The sequence below is a fragment of the Actinocrinis sp. genome (assembly GCF_035605935.1).
Taxonomy (GTDB): domain Bacteria; phylum Actinomycetota; class Actinomycetes; order Streptomycetales; family Catenulisporaceae; genus Actinocrinis.
In genome coordinates, this window is the sequence record NZ_DATNGK010000196.1 from 18,527 (window position 1) to 38,488 (window position 19,962).

Consider the following 19,962-nt stretch of genomic DNA (forward strand, 5'->3'; position numbering starts at 1 on the left):
CCTGCTGACCGATTGCTGACCGCTGATTGACGCGGCCGACCGGGCGCGAAGGTCCGTCGGCGGGTGCGAGCGGGGAGGTTCCACACCCGCCGACGGGGTTTGTGCGGCGGCGGCGGTTGGCGTGGTTTCGCCTTAGTGCGCGGAGGCCGCAGCCGCGGGCTGCTCGGAGTCGTGCGTGACGCCAGCGGCGCCGTTGGATCCGTTCGCGGCCTTCGCCTTGGCCGGGCTGGCGCCGTTCACCGCGCCGTTCTTGCGCGCCGCGCCGTTCTTCGCAGCTGCGCCGTTCGTGGAACCGTCACCGCTGGAGCCGCTCGGGCTTGTCTCGCCGCGATTCAGCGCCCTGTTACCCGCGGCGCTGGACCGGGTGCCCGCCGATCCGGCCGCCGCGGCCTCTTGCAGCAGCTTGGTGCGCATCGAGACGTACTTGGCGTTCAGCTCGTCCACGGGAATGAACTTGCTGACGCCCCGCTCGCTGACCTTCGGCTCCTGGCCGAGCAGCACGCGCACGTCCTGCGGGTCCTGCACCCACTTCTCCATGTACAGCGAGAGGCGCGGCACCAGGCGGCGCAGCCGGTCGTTGCGCAGCACCCCCTTGAGACGGGGGAACTCGTACCAGCGCAGGAAGATCTCGGTGTGCTCGTCGTCGATCGGGGCGAACCACGCGGTCACCTCGAACTGCTTGCTGACGATGTGCGACATCGAGGGGAAGGTGAAGGTGACGTCGTAGTGGTTGGTGTTGGTCGGGTCCTCCTCCTCCACGTGGTCGAACGAGTAGCGCAGAGTCTGCCCGTCCACCTCCAGATGGCTGTTCTCGACCTTCGTGGCGGCCAAGTAGCGCTCGCGGCCGTCGAGGCCGAACTTGCGCAGCGTGCCGTAGAGGAAGAGGTAGTCGACGTAGTTGAACCAGTGGTCCCGGTGCACGTAGGTCACGTGGTAGAACTCGAGGACGCTTTCGATGTAGCGGGTGTAGTGCACCGGGCGGGTCCAGTGCATCGTCGCGTGCAGCCTCGGGTTGTCAGCCACCTCGCTCGGGATCTGCACGTCCGGCAGCTCGTGCTCCGGGCGCTCGTCGCCCCACCACAACCAGATCAGCCCATTGACCTCACGGACCGGGTAGCGCTGGATCGAGAGCGTGGCGGGTATGCGCGCGTCGGAGCCGAGGGCGGGGATGGCGACGCAGTTTCCGTCCGGTCCGTAACGGAAGCCGTGGTAGCGGCACTCCACCGAGTTGCCCTTCAACCTCCCGTCGCCGAGGTTCGCGCCTTTGTGCGGGCAGCGGGCGTCCTGACAGACCAGGTTGCCGTCGATGTCGCGCCACACCACCAGGTTCTGGCCCATCCTGCGTACGCCGGTCGGCTTGTCGTTGGTCACGTCCTCGGGCAGCAGGATCGGATACCACTGGTTGGGAATCATGGGTCTCTCTCCATCCCGCCCCGCCCGCGCGGAGCGGGGCGTGTCAATGCGCGGTGCGCCTGCAGGATCAGGCTTCGATGATTTCGACCAGGCCGCTGTCGCCGTCGACGGTGATGGTGTCGCCGGTGTTGATGCGCTGGGTGGCGTTCTTCGTGTTGACCACGGAGGGCACGTTGAACTCGCGCGAGACGATCGAGCTGTGCGAGAGCATCGAGCCGATGTCGGTGACCACGGCGCCGGCGATGGCGAACAGCGGGGTCCACGACGCGTCGGTGTACCGGGTGACCAGGATCTCGCCGGGCTGGAACTCGTCGGCCTGCCAGACCAGGTCCTCGATGATGCGGGCGCGGCCGGTCACCCGGCCGGGGCTGGCGCCGAGCCCGATCAGTTGCGGGCCGTCGGCGGCCGGCCGGGCCTGCTCGGCCGGGTCGTACTCGCCGATGAACGACAAGGGCGGTTCGGGCTGCCGCTTGTAGTGCTCGTACATGCGCCGGGTCTCGTCGAGCGTGGCGCGGTCGAAGACCTCGCGCGCCGGGGCGCCGCCGGCCAGAAAGCCGCGGATGTCGTCGAACTCGAGGAAGGCGACCTCGTCGGCGTTGTAGAGCACGCCCTCGTCGATCAGCCGCCGGGCGACCTCGTAGATGACGTTTCGGATCAGCCAGAGTGAGGTGACCATCGACATGCGCGCGGTTTCGCGCAGCTCGCTGCAGTTGGCGTAGAGCGCGATGATCTTTTCCAGGGTGGCCCGCTTGGCTCTTGGCAGCGTGCGCAGCACAGCGGTGGCGTCCTCTTCGCCGTCCGCCCGGTTGCGCTTGAGGATGTCGTCGATGGACAGGCCGTCCTCGGCATACCGGCGGATCATCTGGAAGAGGTAGGAGGGATCGTCGATCCAGCGCGGATGGGTCAGCTCCATCTCCTGCTGGCTTCGGGTGCCGTTGGCGCGCAGGAACGGCTCCATGTGCCGGTCCCAGAACACGGCGCCGTCCCGGTCGTCGCGCAGGGCCGCCTCGATGTGCTCGAGCGGGCTCTCCCGGATGATCTTCATGACGCCGGGGCGTTGCCTCGCGGCCTGCGCCACCGACCAGATCTCGCGCGCCGAGGCGACGGTGCGCAGGTTGGACATGTCGGTCTTGATCCGGTTCTGCAGGTTCTCGCCGGCGCTGCCGAGCCACTTCGCGCACAGCTCGGTCATCAGACCGTACGCGCCGAATGCGTTGATGTAGTACGGCATGTAGCCGACATGCATGTCGTGGTAGTGCTCAAGGTAGCGCTCGAGTTCGGCGTGCAGTTCGCGGCGCGTGAACCGGGATAGATCGATGCCCCGCGCGCGGTCGAACTCGAACAGCCGCGAGGCCACCAGTTGCTTGCAGCGCTGCTTCATCCGCACCAGTTCGGTCGCGGTGTACTTGATCCAATGGGTGGTGGACTTCAGGTCCTCCATGCCGCCGGGGAAGGTGCCGTACGGGTTGCGGTAGCGGCTGAGATCGACCTCTTCGCTCACAAAGCGCGCGGTGAAGTGCCGCTGGTCGCGAGTGGGCAGGCATTGGCCGAGCAGATACGAGGTGTACGAGACGTTGAGGTACACGTGGCCGTTGAGGTAGCCCATGTACCCGACGTAGTCGCCGGTGTCGCGCACGCCGACCGCGGCCGCGCAGTGTCCGTGCACGTACTTCTGGTGGTAGCGGGCGAAGCTGACGCCGAGCGGGGTCATCTGGCCGACGAAGATCTCGCCGATGTCCATGCGGGACCACAGCGTCCCGCGCTGGATGGCGTCGGGCTGGCGGGTCAGGAACGGGCTGCGGGAGACGGCCGCGACCGGCCGGGTGGTGATCGGCCTGGCTTGCAGCAGGTAGAGCTTTTCGTCGTGCAGCGCCCATTCGATGTCTTGTTCGCTGCCGTAGTGCGAGCGCACCCGGACGGCAAGCGAGCACAGGTCGCGCAGCTGCGCGCGAGTAAGGCAGGGGGCGCTGCGGGCGGCGCCCTCGACTTTGGTCATGCCGATGCGGCCGGGTTCGATCGGCGCGCATTTGGTGACCTTGTAGCGGATGCGTTCCTCGATCGGCTCCATGCTGCGGTCGTCGAGGGCGAAGAAGTCGCTGGAGACCCGGCCGGATACCAGCCCCTCCCCGAGGCCATGGCAGGCTTCGACGATCATCCGGTGTGGCTGTGGGCTGACCGGGTCGGCGGTGAACAGTACTCCGCTGACTTCCGCCGGCACCATCTGCTGGACCAGCACGGCAATCGAGCCCGCCGCGCCCCGATCGGCGAGCCGGTACGCGGCCGCGCGCGGCGACCAGAGCGAGGCCCAGCAGGTTTTGACCGCGTCGAGCAGCGCTTGGTCGCCGGCTACATCGAGGACTGTGTCGTGCTGGCCCGCGAAGGAGTGCGTCGCGGAGTCCTCTTTTCGCGCGGAGGAGCGCACAGCCACTCGTGGGCTGCCAAGCTCGCGATAGGCAGTGGTGATCGCGTCCGCGAGGGCTTGCGGGAGGTCGGTGCACATGACCGCGTCGCGGGCCTCGCTCGGGTCCATCGCCTGGATCTTTCCGGCGAGGCCGGAGTCGGCGAGGTATTGGTCGAACAGCTCGGTGGTGATACAGAAGCCGGGTGGCACGGGCAGGCCGGCTGCGGTCATCTCAGCCAGGCGCGCTGCCTTACCGCCGAGCAAGGCTGTGCTCGATTTGGGTGCAGTGCCCGGTTCGGACGCGTCAGCGATCGTGACGATGAGGCGGGGGTTTCGAGCACTGCGCGCGGTTCGGGTGGCGGCTGGCGCAGCGCTGACGCTGGTGCGTGAAGGCATGGTGGCTCTCCTGCCGGCTAGGACAGCGGGGCGTGGGGGTTGGTGCCGACGAAGGCGCGGAACTGTTCGCCGGGCACGATGCGCTGCGCGTGGGCGTCTAGGAATCCGGCCTCGGTCATCTGGTCGACCAGGTCGCTCTCGGCCGGCAGCGGGCCGCCGAAGTCGGCGTATTCGAACCAGAGGTTGAGCATGTCGAGCCCGATGTGCCCGCCCTTGCAGGAGGTGGTCAGCAGCAGCTTGCCGCCCGGGGCGAGCAGGCGGCGGGCCCGCTCGAGGATCGCCACGCGCTCGTCGGGCGCGAAGTAGTAGATGTTGTTGTGCATGGTGACCAGGTCGAACTGCGGTTCCAGGTCGAGCGTGCGCAGGTCGCCGGCGCGTACCTCGACGCGGTCGGTCAGGCCCCACTCGGCGATGTTCTTCGCGGCCTGCCGGGCGACCTCGTCCTGAAGGTCGATGGCCAGGGCGGTCAGCCGCGGGTTCACGCTGGCGGCGTAGCGCACGTAGACGCCGCTGCCGCAGCCGATCTCCAGCAGCCGCACCGGGTATTCGCGTTCGAGGGTGCGATCGATGGCTGCTTCGACGAGGGGTTCCACGACTCGGGTGGAGCGCGCGATGACGCTTCCGTCCTGGTCGGCCATCGAGAAACGCTCGCCGGTGCGCAGCATCTTCGGGCCGTTGAGCAGCACGGGCACGTGGGTGTGCATGATCTCTTCGAGCGCCGCGGCCAGCGCGTCGTGCTTCATCCGGGCCAGCAGCTTGGCGCTGCGGCTCTTGAGCCGGTAGCAGCCCTCGTGCTTGTCGAACTCGCCGAGCCGCACACCGATCTCGAGCCAGGCGCGCAGCCGCCGCTTGTCCTCCTTGCCCTGCACGCCGAGCTTGAGCGCCAGCGTCTCCAGGTCGCAGGGCCGCACGTTCATCCAGCGCAGCACGCCGTAGCTCGCGGCCGAGGCGAGGAAGGTGGCGCGGTAGAGCGGGGTGACAAAGCGCTTGGAGAGCACGAGTAGCAGCGGGACCTGCGGGGTGGCCATCACCTTGCCGAGGGTGGCGGCCTGCGCGACGGGCCGCGGCGTGCGGGTGCGCGTCGTTCCGGCCACGTGGAGCATCGTCATGAGCGGTTCCTTCCGGAGAGTTCGGCGAATGCGCCGGCCCGCGCGCAGGCGAGCGCGTCCAGCTCGCGATGGAGTTCGGTCAGCAGCAGCGAGCGGGAGGGGCCGAGGAGGTAGAAGTGGCCACCGGGTACGTGGCGGCGCAGCAGCGACCCGGTGGTGTGCTCGCGCCAGGCCTCGACCTGCGCGGCTGTCGCGATCGGGTCGCCGATGCCGGATATGGCCGTCATCGCACAGCGCAGCGGGGGGCGTGGGCTCCACCGGTATCGCTCGCAGACGGTCAGGTCCGCGCGCAGCACCGGCAGGCGCCGTTGGAGATATGCCTCGCCGGTCTGCTCGTCGGGACCGAGGCCGCCCAGATCCCGCACGAGCTGGCACAGCTGCGCGTCAGCGAGCAGATGATCGGCCCGATCGCCGTAGAGGTGCGGGGCCTTACTGCCGGAGACGAACAGGTGCGCCGGTTCCGGATAGCCGCGCCGGCGCAACTCGCAGGCGACCTCGTACGCGACCAGGGCGCCCATGCTGTGCCCGAAGAGCACATACTCCTGGTCGAGTCCGTGTCCGATGAGCGCGGTGACGAGGTCCTCAACGAGCGGCTGCATGGTCGTGTACGGCTGCTCTCGGCCCCGCAATCCGCGGCCGGGCAGCAGTACCGGGATGACCTCGGCGACCGTGCCGAGCTCCGCGGCCCACCCGCGGAAGATCGACGGTGTGCCGCCCGCATAGGGGACGCAGATCATCGGCAGCGGCGCGGGCTGCGTGGGCGAGGCCGCCCCGGTGGCGGCTTTGTTGTCGATGTCGGGGAACCAGGCCTCGACGACGCGGTCCGGCGTCGGCATCCCGTTGATGGCCGGCGGCGCAGGGGCGGCGAGTCGTTCAGTAAGCAGCATCGGTGCGATCCCGTCCGTCTCCGGCGGCTAGCGGGCCACGTGCAGGCGTCCCTCGGCGGAGTCGAGCCAGTCGAGGGTCAGGCGCATGCCCTCCTCGAAGCTGATCTCGCTCTTGAAGCCGAAGTCCTCGCGGGCCCGGTCGATCGGGTAGGACTGGTCGCGATCCAGCAGCCGCACGGCATGCCGGGTGAGAACAGGACGGGCACTGATCCGCAACGCGCCGTAGATCTTCTCGGACACCGTGGCCACGCCGGTGGCGAGTGGACCGGGCAGGTTCATCGAGGGCGCCTTCGCGCCGATGCCCTGGGCCAGCGCCTCGATGTACTCACGCCAGGTGGTCAGATCGGGGTCGCGCAGGTTGTACGCGCGACCGACGGTGTCAGGGCTCGTGCAGGCCGCGATCATCGCGTCGGCGGCGTTGCCGACGTAGAGCAGCCCGGCCGGGATCCGGCCACTGCTGATGTAGACCATCTGCTTCTTGAGCAGCAGGTTGGCGATTTCGATGACGAAGTCTTTGCTGCGCGGTCCGTAGACCGACACCGGGCGCACGATGGTCAGCGGCACGCCTGCGCGCGCGGCCGCGTCGCGCACGGCTCGCTCGCCCATGACCTTGCTGCGGTTGTAGGGCAGGCCGATGTCGCGCGGCTCGGTGCTCTCGTCGCAGGGGACGACCGGATAGCCGTAAACGTCCGTGGTGCTCAGGTGCAGGAATCGCTCGACGGTTCCGGCGTGCGCGGCGGCGTTGACCAGATTCACGCAGCCGTCGACGTTCACCGAGCGGAATTCCTCCCACGGACCCCAGTCGGCGGACTTGCCGGTGCAGTTGTAGACATAGCGCACGCCCTCGGTGGCCCGGCGCAGGCTCTCGGGGTCGTCCAGGCTGCCGACGGCCAGTTCGATCGGCAGGCCGGACAACGCGCTGTGATCGCTGCGGCGGCGGACCAGCGCGCGCACCCGGTATCCGCGGTCGGTGAGGTGCCGCACGAGATGTCCGCCGATGAATCCGCTGGCGCCGGCGACAAGCACCTCCGCAGGCCGCGGGCCGCCCGAATCGAGCGCCGCGCTCGGGGCCACCGCGGGGGCGGTCGATGCCGCGAGGCTGCCGTTCGATTCGGGGCGCGGCGCGGTCGGCTGCGGCGGCTGCGCGTTCGTGGAGTGCTCGTCCATGGCTTGTCCCAGAAGATCGAGGGCGTGATCGAGGTCTGTTTCGGTGTGGTCGGTGTTGATGAAGAAGCGCAGCCGGCACTTGTCGCGGTCGACGGCGGGGTAGCCGATCGGCATCACGTTCACGCCGGCCGTGTGCAGGGTGTTGGAGATCGCCATGGTGCGCTCCCAGTCGCCGAGGATGATCGGGACGACGGCGGACGCGCGGGAGACGCCGATGTCCATGCCACGGCGGCGGGCGGCGGTGCGGAAGTGCTCGGCGAGGCGCTGGACGTTGGCGACGCGGTGCGGCTCGTCCTGGATGACGCGCAGGGCCTCGAGCGCGGCCGCGGCGTTGGCCGGGGAGATGCCGGTGCTGAAGATGTAGAGCGGGGTGGTGAACTTCAGGTACTGGATGATCTGTTCGCGTGCTGCGATATATCCGCCGAGGCTGCCTAGCGCCTTGCTCAGCGTTCCCATCCACAGGTCGACTTGATCGCGCGGCACGCCGAAGTGTTCTCCGATGCCGCGCCCGGTGCGGCCCAGCACGCCGATGGAGTGCGCTTCGTCGATCATCAGCATGGCGTCGTGACGCTGCTTGACCTCGACGAACCGCGGCAGGTCGGGCAGGTCGCCGTCCTGGCTGTAGGCCCCTTCGATCAGCACGACGGCGCGCCGGTGCTGGTCGCGCAGGGCGGTGAGCATGCGGTCGAGCGCCTGCCAGTCGTTGTGCGGGAACGGGCGGCGCCGGGCGCCGGACAGGATGCTGCCGCGCACGGAGCTGTCGTGAATCCAGGCGTCGTGCAGGATCACGTCCTGCGGCCCGAAAAGGTGGCCGACCGTAGCCACGTTGGTGGCGTGTCCTCCGGCGAACACGATCGCCGCGTCGGTGCCGAGGAAAGCGGCGATCTCCCGGTCGAGTTCGTGGTGCAGCGGGGTTTCGCCGCACAGCAGCGGCGTCGCGGAGCAGGAGGTGCCGTAGCGCTCGATCGCGTCGCGCGCGGCCTTGCGCAGCCGGGGATGGTGGGAGAGCCCGAGGTAGTTGAACGCCGAGAAGTTGATCATCCGGCGGCTCTCGACGGTGGCGATGGCGCCGTTGTAGCCGTCGTGGATACGCCCATAGGGATTGGCGCCGCTGGATTCGGCTTGGCGCAGCCGGCCACGCAGCTCGGCGTATTCGGCCCAGTCCTCGAAGCGCCGCTCGCGGGAGATCGGCGCGGTCAGCGCGGGCGTGTCTTTCGGCTCGGGCTCTGGCATCGAGCGCTGAACGGGGACCTGGCTCGCGGCGGCAGCCCCGCCGCGCAGCGACCCGTCGTGACCATCGGATAGCAGTGTTATGAGTTGCTCGACGGTCGGGTCGTCGGGCAGCGCCTCGCGGATACGGTCAAGCAATTCGGGTTGTCCATCGGTGATGCGCCGCTGCAGGTCGGTCTTCATCAGCGAGTCGAAGCCGAGGTCCATGCCCAGCCGGGCGTGCGGCGGGATCTGGCCCGGCGGGAAGCCGCATACCTGCGAAATGTGGGTGATCACCTGCCGGCGCAGCGCATCGGCAGGCCGCGCGGCAGTGCGGCCGGAAGCGGTGGCCGGCGCGACAGTGTGCAAGCTCGTCGCAGTACCCGTATTCCTGGTGCGGCTGTCGTGGTCGGTGTAGTGAGCTGATATCGGCGCCTCGCCGTTGGCATGCCCCGGGATCGCCGCGCCCGCAGCCGCAGTGGTGGCCTGGGTAGCTGCGGTGAACCAGTAGCTCTGCGGCTCCAGCACGGTCCGGGGCACCGGCACTCGGCGCGGGTGTGTCCCGGGGTCGAGCGCCGCCCAATCGACGGCGCCACCGGCGCAGAAGAGCTGACCGACGGAACGCAGCAGTACCTCGGCGTCCGCGGATCCCCGGCGCAGCGAGGGCAGCCAGTGCGAAGCCTCAGTCGCGGCTCCGTCGCGGCGGGCGATCACCCGGCCGAGGCTCAGCAGCGTGGGATGCGGGCCGACCTCGACGAACGTGGTGCAGCCGTGCCGCATCAGTGCCCTGAACCCGTCGGCGAAGCGCACGGTGCCCAGCATGTGTTCGACCCAGTAATCCGCATCGACGACGCCCGCGGCTTGTCCGGTCGCGTCCGAGATCCAGGTGATCCGGGGCTGAGTGAATCGGATGCGGCGGGCGGCTGAGCGCAGCGGAGCCGCCGCTCCGGCCATCGCCTTCGAATGGAAGGCGTGCGAAACCACGAGCGGCCGCACGCTCACGGAGCGGCTCTCCAGCACCTCGCGCACCGCGTTGATCTCGCTCTCCAGGCCGGATAGCACGATCTGGTCGTCGGTGTTGATCGCGGCGATGGAGACGGAGGCGAAGTCGGCGGCGGCGGATTGGATGGTCCCAGCGTCGCCCGCGCAGGCGATCATCGCGCCGTCTCCGGGTTGCGCGTCCATGTGCCGGCCGCGCTCGGCCGCCAGCACCAGGGCGTCCTCGAACGACATCGCTCCGGCGACGCAAGCGGCGGACAGCGCGCCGATACTGTGTCCGAGTACTGCGATCGGGCGCACGCCGAGTGAGATCCACAGCTCGGCCATCGCGATCTCGAAGGCGACCAAAGCGGGCTGGCAGTACCGGGTGCGGCGCAACTGTTCGGCGCCGCTCGCATCGAAGAGCAGGTCGAGTAGCGAGCCGCCGAGGTGCGGGCGCAGGATCTGCTCCGCGCGCTCAAGCGTGTCGGCGAAGCCAGTGTGTACTCGGTACAGCGCCTGGCCCATCTGCGCGTATTGACTCCCCTGCCCGCTGAATAAGAAGCCCACCGCCGGATTGCCGTGCGAGGTGACCTCTCCGCGTAGCAGGTCCGTGCGTTCCTCGTGGTGAGAGAGCGCGTCGAGTTTGTCGTCGAGTGCTTCGAGGGAATCGGCCAGCAGTACCGCGCGGTGGCTGAGTGCGGCACGGCCGGTGTTCGCCGTGTAGCACAGCTCATCCAGGCGCAGCTGCGGGTTGGCGGCCAGGTGAGTGCGATAGTGGTGGGCGAGGGTCGCGAGCGCGCTCGGGGTGTGCGCCGAAAGACAAAGGGCGTGTACGCCACGCTTTGCCGGTTGCGCATACATGACCGCAGGCGGCGGCGCGGCCGATAGGACCACGTGGACGTTCGAACCGCCGAAGCCGAAGGAGCTGACCGCGGCGCACGCGGGGCCGCCCGACGGGCGCGGTAGCGGCTGGCGCCGAAGCGGGACTGTCAAGGTACTGTCACCGCTGGCAAGGTGCCGGTTGGGCTTATGGAAATGCACCTGCGGCGGCACCTCACCGTGGTGCAGGACGAGCGCGCTCTTGATCAGGCCGGCGATGCCGGCCGCGGCCTCCAGGTGTCCGATGTTCGCCTTCGCCGAGCCGACCAGGCACGTGGCGCCATCGCGGCCATAGACCTGGGCGAGCGCTTCCCACTCGATCGGGTCGCCCAGCGGCGTACCGGTTCCGTGCGCCTCCGCGTAGGCGACCCGCTCGGCACGCAACCCGGCCTGGCTGAGCGCATGCTCGATCACGGCTCGTTGCGCGGTGCTCTTCGGAGCGGTCAGTCCGTTGGCGCGGCCGCCGTGGCTCTGATGCGAGCCGTTGACGGTCGCGTAGATCCGGTCACCGTCGGCAAGCGCCTTGGACAACGGTTTGAGGCAGACCAGGGCCGCGCCCTCGCCGCGCACGTAGCCGCTGGCGTCGTCGTCGAAGGTGCGGCAGCGCCCGTCAGCGGCGAGCATCCGGCCGCGCGCGAAGGCCGCGGACAGGCCCGGCGTAATCAGCAGGTTGACTCCCCCGGCCAGCGCGACGGAGCACTCGCCCGCGCGCAGGCTCTGGCAGGCCAGGTGCACCGCGGCCAGGGACGAGGAGCAGGCGGAGTCGATCGCGATGCTCGGCCCATGCAGGTCGAGCAGATAGGACAGCCGGTTGGCGGCGATCGAGTGGGCGTTGCCCGTGGCGCTATGGATGTCGACCGCGTCGAGGTGCGGCATCTGCAGCTCGGAGTAGTCGTGGCTACTGATGCCGATGAACACTCCGGTGTCGCTGCCGGTCAGGGTGGTCGGCGCGATCGCGGCGTCGTCGAGGGTGTGCCAGGCGGTTTCCAGCAGCAGCCGCTGCTGCGGGTCCATCCGCTCGGCCTCGCGGGCGGAGATGCCGAAGAATCGGGCGTCGAACTGGTCGATGCCGTCGAGGAACCCGCCGTGCCGGGGCAGGTCGCCGGGATTCGCGTGGCTGGACCAGCGTTCCGGCGGCACCTCGGTGATCGCGTCGCGGCCGTCGAGCAGCAACTGCCAGAAGGCCTGGGGATCCGGCGCGCCGGGCAGCCGGCAGCCGATGCCGACGATCGCGATCGGTTCGGCGGTTCGCGGTTCGGGAGCGTGGCTGACCAGCTTGGCCGGCGCCGCGGCCGTACGAGAGTCGGCGCGGAGGTTGCGTGGGCGACTGTCGCGCGGCCGCCGATTGGGTACTCGATCCTCGCGCGCTCGGGTTTCGCGCGCCCGGCTCAGCGCGGTGGCCAGGTCTCGGGGCGTCGGGTGGTTGAACGCGGCGGTCGGCGCGATCGGCCGGCCGAGCCACTGGCCGAGTTCGTCGAGGATCGCCACCGCGGTGCGCGAGTCGATGCCCAGCGCGGACAGCGGCCGCGTCGGATCGAGGGTGGCGGCGGGCAGGCCGAGCCGATCAGCGGCTCGGCCGATCAGCCAGGCCTCGATCTCGGCCGTGCCGCGCCCGTTTTCGGCCCCGGGCTCGGGTACTGACTCGGGTTCGGGTACTGACTCGGATCCGGATTGCAGCTCGCGGGTGAGGATGTCGCCGAGCAGTTGGGCGGCGAGCGTGTCAACACGCGAATCCGCGAGCAACGCCCCGAGGTCTATCCGCGCGCCGAGGCGCTGTTCGAGTGTGGTGATCGCGCGCACCAGTCGCGGATAGTCGAGGCCGAGGTCGGCGAGGCGGCGCCCGGTGACGTCCTTGCTGGTGATCCGCCGGTCAAGCACCTCGTCGAGTACCTCGGCGATGGTCGCGGTGACTCGCTCTCGGCGTTCGGATGCGGACGCAGGGTAGGACGCCACGGCGCCGGAGGCCGGCGCGGCGGATGCACGCGCGGCCGTCACTGACGCACCATCCCGGGCCACGCTGGCGGCCAAGATCGTCAGGCCGAGGTCCAGGAACTCCCGCCGGCACGCCTGGCGCTGGATCTTGCCGCTCGTGGTCTTGGGAATGGTCGCCCGCTTGAGCAGGAGCACGGCGTGCGGCGTCACCTCGTGCTGTTCGAGCACAGCTGCGCGCAGGGAGGCCAGGAGGGCGGCCGGGTCATCGGGCCGGGACTCGACCTCGAAGGCGAGCACCATCTGCTCGGCGTCCTCGAGTTCGATCGCGAAGACCGCTCCGGAACCGGGCCGGATCGCCGAACTCGTCTGCTCCACCGTCAGCTCGATGTCCTGCGGGTAGTGGTTGCGGCCTTGCAGGATGACGACGTCCTTGGTCCGGCCGACGACGTAAAGCTCGCCGTCGCGCACGAAGCCCAGGTCTCCGGTACGCAGATACTCGGTGTCCGGTTCGCCCGCGATGCGCGCGCGGAACGTGTCGCTGGTTGCGTCCGGCCGTCGCCAGTAGCCGCGTGCGACATTGGGTCCGCTGATCCAGATCTCGCCGATGCGGTCGCTCTCGGTGCGGCAGCTGGTGTCCACATCGACGATCGCGATCTCAACGTCGTCGACAGGAGCGCCGCAGCCGACGAGGCTCGTGGCGGACGAACTGGTCGACGGCGCCGGCTCGACCTTGCCGACGCTCAGCGCGCCGGAAAGGACGGCAGTGATCGCGGGCGGCTCGTAGGCTTCGACACCGGTGGCCATGAGCGTCGCCTCGGCCAGGCCGTAGCAGGGCATCAGTGCACTGCGCTGGAAGCCGCAGGGTCCGAAGTAGTCGGCGAAGCGTTCAAGGGTGTCGGCGCGCACGGGTTCGGCGCCGTTGAGGGCCAGCCGCCAGGCGCTCAGATCGAGCGAGTCGCGCTGCGCGGGAGTGACGCGGCGCAGGCAGTGTTCGAAGCCGAAATTCGGCGCGACGCTGGTCGACGCGCCGGTCTCGGAAAGGGTCTGCAGCCACAGCAGCGGGCGGGTGACGAAGGTGATCGGCGCCATCAGGTGCGCGGGGAAGCCGCCGTAGAGCGGAGAGAGGATGCCGCCGATCAGGCCCATGTCATGGTAGGGCGGCAGCCAGGAGACCATCGCGCTGTAGCGGTCGTGGCGCAGGCGCAGATGGATCGAACGCAGGTTGCTCACGAGATTGGCGTTGCTGACCATCACACCCTTGGGATCCGCGGTGGATCCGGAGGTGTACTGCAAGAAGGCCAAGGAGCCGCCGGCCGTCTCAGGCTCCTGCCAGCGATCGGCCGCGCCCTCGTCCAGCAGATCGGTCGCGACCCAGCGCAGCGCGCCCAACCCGAGCGCCTCGATCTGGTCCCGCTTGGTCGCGGCGAAACGTGCCAGTTCGCCGGTGGTCAGCGCGTGGGTGGCGCGGGCATCGCGGGCGATAGCGGCCAGGCGCGGCATGCTTTGGCCGAACCGCGCGGTATCCGGCGGATAGGCAGGCACCGCGATCGCTCCGGCGTAGAGGCAGCCGAGGAAATTGGCGACGTACTCCAGCCCTGGAGGGTGCAGCAGCAGGACCGGCCGGCCGCGCAGCCCTTCGGCCGCGAGATGGACAGCTACGGTGCGAGCGCGCAAGTCAAGCTGCCGGTAGGTGTACGAAGTGCTCTGCGCCGGGCTGGAAAGGAATCGGTAGGCGATCGCATCGGGCTGGTGGCGCAGGTGGTGGCGCAGCAGTCCGGCGACCGTGTCCGGCTGCGGTCCCCGCCAGTGCTCTTCGATGGGATCTGGCCTCATGATCGGCTCCGTGACGTGGGTATCGGTTCCGGCTCGGCGCCGGCGCCGTCTTCGCGGCCCAGGCGGCGGTAGTCGGTTTTGCCGTTGGCGTTGCGCGGCAGGTCGTCGAGGCGGGTGGCGAGGTGCGGGACCATGTACGGGGGCAGATGCAGGGCGCAGTGCCGCTTGATCGCCAGCAGGCTCGGTGCCGGGGCTCCGGGCCGCAGCGTGTAGTAGAGCGCCAGGCGGGTCGCGGCCCCCTCCCCCACGGTGATCGCCGCCGCGGCGGCGATGTCCCGATGGCGCAACGCGGCCGCCTCGATTTCGCCAAGCTCGACGCGGTATCCGGAGAGCTTGACCATGCGGTCCTTGCGTCCGCGGTAGACCAGTTGCCCATCCTCGGCGTTGACCAGGTCCCCGGTGCGGTGGCGGCCTTGCCGGTGATCGAGCGCGGCCGGCTCGGATTCGCGCCGCCAGTAACCCGGCGTGACGCAATCGCCTGAGACGACGAGCTCGCCAACCGCGCCAGGCTCAGCCACCGGCCGGTCATCTTCGTCGAGCACTGCGACGCTGGCGCCGTTGATCGGCGTGCCGATCGGCACGGGCTCGGTTCGGTCGAGGTCGGGTGCGCCGACGCGGTAGTACGTGCACACATTGGTTTCGGTAGGGCCGTAGAGGTTGTAGAGGGCGCAGGATTCCGGCAGTACCGCGGCCAGTGCGCGCAGCTGAGCGATGGGGAAAACCTCGCCCGCGAACAGCACGTAGCGCAGCGACTTGGCGCAGTCGCGGGTCAAGGCGCCGGAGGCGGTGAGTAAGTGCAGGATCGAGGGAACGGAGTACCAGACCGTGACCGCGTGCTCGCGCAACCCGGCGACGAGCGCGTTCACATCCCTGGCCGCGGCGTCTGGCACGATCCACACCGCGGCGCCCGCCGACAACGCGGTGAACAGGTCGAAGGTGCTCAGGTCGAAGTTGAACGAAGCGTGGTTGGCGAACACGTCGCCGGGTCCGACATCGAGTTCGGTGCGTGCCCAGCCAATGAAGTTCGCGAGGTTGCGGTAGGAGATCTTCACGCCCTTGGGCGTGCCGGTCGATCCGGACGTGTAGAGGATCGCGGCCAGATCGTCAGGATCAGCGGCGACGCCCGGGGCGGGCGTTGCCGCGCTCGCCGATGCCGTCCACGATTGAATGAGCGCCCTGCCATGTGCGCGCGGATGCGCGTCTGCGCTCTCGTCCTCCGGACCGGCGACGATGACCGTGCGCACCGAGTCGGGTAGCGGCCGGTCGGTCAGGTCGGCAAGTCGAGCGCGATCGGTGAACACGGCGACCGGTTCCGCGTCGGCGAGGATCGTGTGTACGCGGGCCGCCGGTTGCTTGGCGTCGAGCGGGACGTACGCGCATCCGGCGTGCAAGGCGCTGAGGATCGAAGCCGCGTAATGCGTGCCCTTACTCATCCAGATCGCTACGCGATCGCCACGCACAGCGCCTAGGCTCTGCAGCTTGCCGCACATCTCGTCTACCTGCGCGACGAGCGCGCCATAGGTGATGGTGTGTGCCCCTATCAGGGCTGGACGCGCGGCTTGCTCGGGTGTTAGTTCGTCGGGCAGGCGCAGCAAAGCCGGGTCGGTCATGCGCCGGACCCCTTCAGAACATCGGCAGGGCGCGCATAAGGTCTGCTTTGCGTTGACGGCAGGACGCCGGTCTCGTGCGCCGCGTCGATGAAGATCTCCGCAGCCTGATTCAGGTCCTGCACCGTGTGCTCGCTGGTCACGCTGACCCGCAGGCGCCCCTGCCCGAGGGGCACTCCGGGAAAGACGACGGTCTGGCAGAACAGGCCGCGTACACGCACCGCGCGGCCCATCTCCATCGTGGCCCGCTCGTCGCCGATGACGATCGGCAGGATCGCACTGTCGCTGTTCTCCAGGTCGAGCCCTGCTTCACGCAGCCGGCCGCGCAGCAGCCTGATATTCGACCACAAGGTGCTGATGCGCTCGGGCTCGGACTCCATGACGTCGATGGCCGCGATCAGTCCGGCCGCGACTCCCGCGGGAATGGTCGCGGCGAAAACATAGGAGTCGGCGTAGTAACGCAAGTACTCGATGACGTCCTCGTCGCCGACGACGAACCCTCCCATGCCGGCCAGGGTCTTGCTCATGGTGCCAAGTTCCAGGTCCACTTCGCCCTTGAGCTGGAAGTGCTCCGCGGTGCCGGTGCCGCGGGCGCCCAGCACACCGGTGGCGTGGGCGTCGTCGACCAGGACGCGGGCGCCGTAGTGCTTGGCGAGCCGGACGATCTCTGGCAGCTCGCAGATGTCGCCGTGCATGCTGAACACCCCGTCGGTGACGATCAGCGTGCCCGCGCCCTGCTGCTGACCGCGTTCGAGGATGCGTTCAAGGTCGGCCATGTCATTGTGCTGATAGATCTTGCGCGCGCCGCCGGACAGCTTGCCGCCGTCGACGATGCTCATGTGGTTGAGCTTGTCGACCGCGACGGTGTCGTAGCTCTTGACCAGCGCGGCGATGGTGCCCAGGTTCGCCGAGTAGCCGCCGGGGAAGACGATGCACGCGGGCCGCTGCTTGAACGCGGCGAGCCGCTGTTCGAGCTCCTTGTGCAGCACGTTGGTGCCGCCGATCAGCCGGCAGCCGGTGTTCGTCGCACCGTAGACGCGGGTAGCGTCGCAGATCGCGTCGATGACCTTCGGGTGGTTGGCGAGTCCGAGGTAATTGTTGGACGCGAACATCAGGTACTCGCGAGTGCGGCCGGTCTGCTCGTCGCGGATGACCGCGCGGTTCTGGCAGCGCGACTGCAGCGGCATGCCGTACCAGTACAGCTGGTCCTGTTCGCGCCGGCGGCGGTAGGCGGCGAAGCTGCGGGCCTTGGCGAACAGATCCGGGTCGCGCTGCTCGACGAAGTCCTTCATCGAACGCTGATCCCACTCCCCCGCCGTGGCGGCCGTCCCCGCCCGCCGCACGCGGTCGTCCGCGCCGACGTCAGGCCGGGGTCGATCCGCATCAACTGCGCGCGCTGTTTCGGGCTCGGCTTCGACGCGGCGCGTCAGGAGACCCTCCCCTGTCGGCAAGCCGGCGCCGTCCGGCGATACCTCCCCTAGCTGCGTTGCGAGATCCCGCAAGGTGTATGCCGCGAGCGGCGTCGGGGTGTCCTTCGGCACGTTGAGCGCGCGCGCCGCGTCCGCGGCGATCGCCGCGAGCACCACGGAGTCAATGCCGAGGTCACCCTCCAAGTCGGCGTCGGGGTCGAGACGGTGGCGCGGGTAGTGGGTGTGCGCGACGGCAGCGCTGAGTACGGCTTCGAGCACGTCCGCGTATTCCTGAGCCGGCGACGCGGCCACATCGCCGACTATCGCGCCCCGTCCGCCGGTTCCGTCGAGTGCGCCAAGGTCGAGCGCCTGCTCGACCGCGTTCACCAGTTCGCGGATCGTCGTGTGCCCACCAGCCAGGCCGGTCCGGATCCCGAACTGCTCTCGCACCTGCGCGAGGATCGATTCCAGGACGACGGAGTCGATCCCGAGTTCTCCCTCGAGATGGCTGTCGGGCTGCAAGTAGGCGGTGTCGTAAAGGGTGTGCATCGCGATGATGTCGATCACGCGGCCGTGGACCGAGGAAGGTGCGGCTTCCAAGCTCGTGGTGCTGGTCATCGCGCGCCCTCGCTTTCCCGCAGCCGCTCGACGAGTGCGGCGATCGCGCCGACGGTGCGGAAGTTGTCCGGGGCGACCTCGCGCAGCGGCACGGTGACCCGGTATTCGGTCTGCACGTGGTGTACGAGGTCGAAGATCTCCGACGAGTCGATGATGTTCAGCTCAAGCAGGGGCACGTTCTCGTCGAGGCCGTCGGCGTCGCCTTTCATCCAGGTGTCCGCGATGTACGTGAGCAGTGACTGTGCGATCGTCATGGGCTCCTCGATCCGGTGTTCCTCAGTGCGCTGCGGTCAGGCGGGGGGCAACGCTGAGCAGCCGGTGCTGCGGCACTGCGTGAGCTGGATCGAGGACGACGGCGAACGCGGTGATGTCAGTGAGGTCGCTGCGTTCAGCGACTGCGTCACGTCCGGCGATTCACGAGCGTCGCCGCACTGTCAATCGCAGACTCCTGTGTGCGCCGTTGTTCTCGATCTCCAGACAGCTAGCGTCGTCGAGACGCCTGACCAATCGCTGACCTGTTGCTGACCGGCTTGAGGGGCGCGGCGGGCTTCTCAGCGCGGACGGCGGGTCACCGCGCTCGGCGATGACGCCGCCCCAGCCTCAGCAGGACCCGTACATCGAGGTCTAGCCGACCTAGTCCCTGCTCGCGTTGGTCCACCGGTTCCACACGGCGTTGTCGGTACCGATGACGAACACCTGCTGCACCCCATTGGGAAAGGTGATCGCGAACAAGCCCTGCCCGTACGCGCCGCCGCAGTAGAACGCGCCGCCGAGGACCCCGCTCGTACCAGAATCCCGGGATGGCTTTGAACGCCATCCCGGGATTTCGTCACCCGCCCGGTCGCGCCGTCGAGGGGGGCATGGCGTCGCTCACGACCCGGCGACTTCCATCACGGGGCCGACCTCGACGCCGCCGCCGACCCGCAGCACCGGGCAGTCCTTGGCCAGCGCCAGCGCGCGGTCCATGTCCTCGGCGGACACCACTGAGTAGGCGATCATCCGCGAGTCGCTGCCGCCGACCTCACCGAGCGAGGCGTACTCGGTCACCGCGTTGCCGATGTCCACCAACGCCGAGCCCAGCCCGCCGAACCAGGCCTGCCACTCGGCCACCGTCCCGGCGTGGGGCGCGTAGTCGGACGGCACACGGAAGGAGAAAACGTACTTGGCCATGATCTGTGGTCCTGTTCTGTATTCGGCGCGCCCCGGACTGGGACGGCCTCTAATCGGGTGGACTCCGGTGAGTGCGGAAATTGGGCGCTCAGAAGCCGCCCAATTCGCGGACCCCGCGGCGTCGGTACCGGTAGGCGGGCCGAACGCTGCCTGCGGAGAGAAAAAGGCGAGGATGCATGCCGATACAGAGGGACGCCACAGATTTGATCACGCGGGCGCGGGCGGGCGACCACGACGCGTTCCGCGATCTGGTCCAGCCCCACACCCACGAACTACAGGTGCACTGCTACCGCATCCTGGGATCCCTGCAGGACGCCGAGGACGCCGTGCAGGAGACCCTCGTGTCCGCGTGGCGTAGCCTCGGCGCGTTCGCCCAGCGCTCCTCGCTACGCACCTGGCTCTACCAGATCGCCACCAACCGGTGCCTGAGCATGCTGCGCGCCGACAGCCGACGCCCTCGCGTCGCCGCCCTGCTACCCGACGTCGCCCTGCCCGAACCCACGAGCACCGACGACGCCCCACCCTGGCTGGAGCCCTACCCCGACCTGCTGCTCGAGCACCTCGCCGACCAGCATCCCGGACCCGAAGCCCGCTACGAGAGCACCGAGGCCATCTCCCTGGCCTTCATCACCGCCCTGCAACTGCTGCCCCCACGCCAACGCGCCGTCCTCGTACTGCGCGACGTGCTGGGCTACCGCGCCGCGGAAACCGCCCAGATCCTCGAGACCACTCAGGAATCTGTGCACAGCGCCCTCAAACGCGCCCGCGCCACGGTCGACAATCACCTCACCGAGGCCCGCAGCACCGGTGCCCACACCGGCACCGGCAGGATCGCCCGCCACCCCGACACCGCCGCCGAACACCGGCTCGTCGCCCGCTTCACCGACGCCCTGCAACGCGCCGACCTGCCCGCCCTGATAGCACTACTCGCCACCGACGTGAAACTCTCCA

The 19,962-nt window shown here is 69.1% G+C and carries 10 protein-coding genes; 1 reads left to right on the plus strand and 9 read right to left on the minus strand.

The annotated features are described in order from the left end of the window. Positions 1 to 132 precede the first annotated feature (132 nt). The 9 genes from VN779_RS15835 to VN779_RS15875 form a co-directional block, all read right to left on the minus strand. A complete protein-coding gene (locus tag VN779_RS15835; protein WP_325723963.1) occupies positions 133 to 1,413 on the minus strand; it encodes an aromatic ring-hydroxylating dioxygenase subunit alpha in 1,281 nt (426 codons plus the stop codon). A 67-nt stretch (positions 1,414 to 1,480) separates the two neighbouring features. After that, positions 1,481 to 4,210, minus strand: coding sequence for a PEP/pyruvate-binding domain-containing protein (locus VN779_RS15840; protein ID WP_325723965.1), 2,730 nt, complete (start codon positions 4,208 to 4,210; stop codon positions 1,481 to 1,483). Positions 4,211 to 4,227: 17 nt separating this feature from the next. After that, positions 4,228 to 5,319, minus strand: coding sequence for a class I SAM-dependent methyltransferase (locus VN779_RS15845; protein WP_325723967.1), 1,092 nt, complete (start codon positions 5,317 to 5,319; stop codon positions 4,228 to 4,230). Beyond that, on the minus strand, positions 5,316 to 6,206 hold the full coding sequence (locus tag VN779_RS15850) for a thioesterase II family protein (protein ID WP_325723968.1): 891 nt from the start codon (positions 6,204 to 6,206) through the stop codon (positions 5,316 to 5,318). Before VN779_RS15850 ends, VN779_RS15845 begins: the two co-directional genes overlap by 4 nt. A gap of 27 nt (positions 6,207 to 6,233) precedes the next feature. After that, a complete protein-coding gene (locus VN779_RS15855; RefSeq protein WP_325723970.1) occupies positions 6,234 to 14,207 on the minus strand; it encodes an aminotransferase class I/II-fold pyridoxal phosphate-dependent enzyme in 7,974 nt (2,657 codons plus the stop codon). Further along, complete coding sequence (locus tag VN779_RS15860) at positions 14,204 to 15,817, minus strand: D-alanine--poly(phosphoribitol) ligase (RefSeq protein ID WP_325723972.1); 1,614 nt, start codon at positions 15,815 to 15,817, stop codon at positions 14,204 to 14,206. The genes VN779_RS15855 and VN779_RS15860 overlap by 4 nt, the downstream gene beginning before the upstream one ends. Next, a complete protein-coding gene (locus VN779_RS15865; protein ID WP_325723974.1) occupies positions 15,814 to 17,841 on the minus strand; it encodes an aminotransferase class I/II-fold pyridoxal phosphate-dependent enzyme in 2,028 nt (675 codons plus the stop codon). The genes VN779_RS15860 and VN779_RS15865 overlap by 4 nt, the downstream gene beginning before the upstream one ends. Continuing rightward, positions 17,838 to 18,095, minus strand: coding sequence for a hypothetical protein (locus tag VN779_RS15870; RefSeq protein ID WP_325723976.1), 258 nt, complete (start codon positions 18,093 to 18,095; stop codon positions 17,838 to 17,840). The genes VN779_RS15865 and VN779_RS15870 overlap by 4 nt, the downstream gene beginning before the upstream one ends. Before the next feature lie 616 nt (positions 18,096 to 18,711). After that, entirely contained in the window at positions 18,712 to 19,011 is a 300-nt protein-coding gene (locus VN779_RS15875; protein ID WP_325723978.1) for a hypothetical protein, read from the minus strand. Between the two features lie 176 nt (positions 19,012 to 19,187). Between VN779_RS15875 and VN779_RS15880 the strand changes: the two genes are divergently transcribed. Then, on the plus strand, positions 19,188 to 19,962 hold a 775-nt coding region (locus VN779_RS15880; RefSeq protein ID WP_325723980.1), incomplete at its 3' end, for an RNA polymerase subunit sigma-70.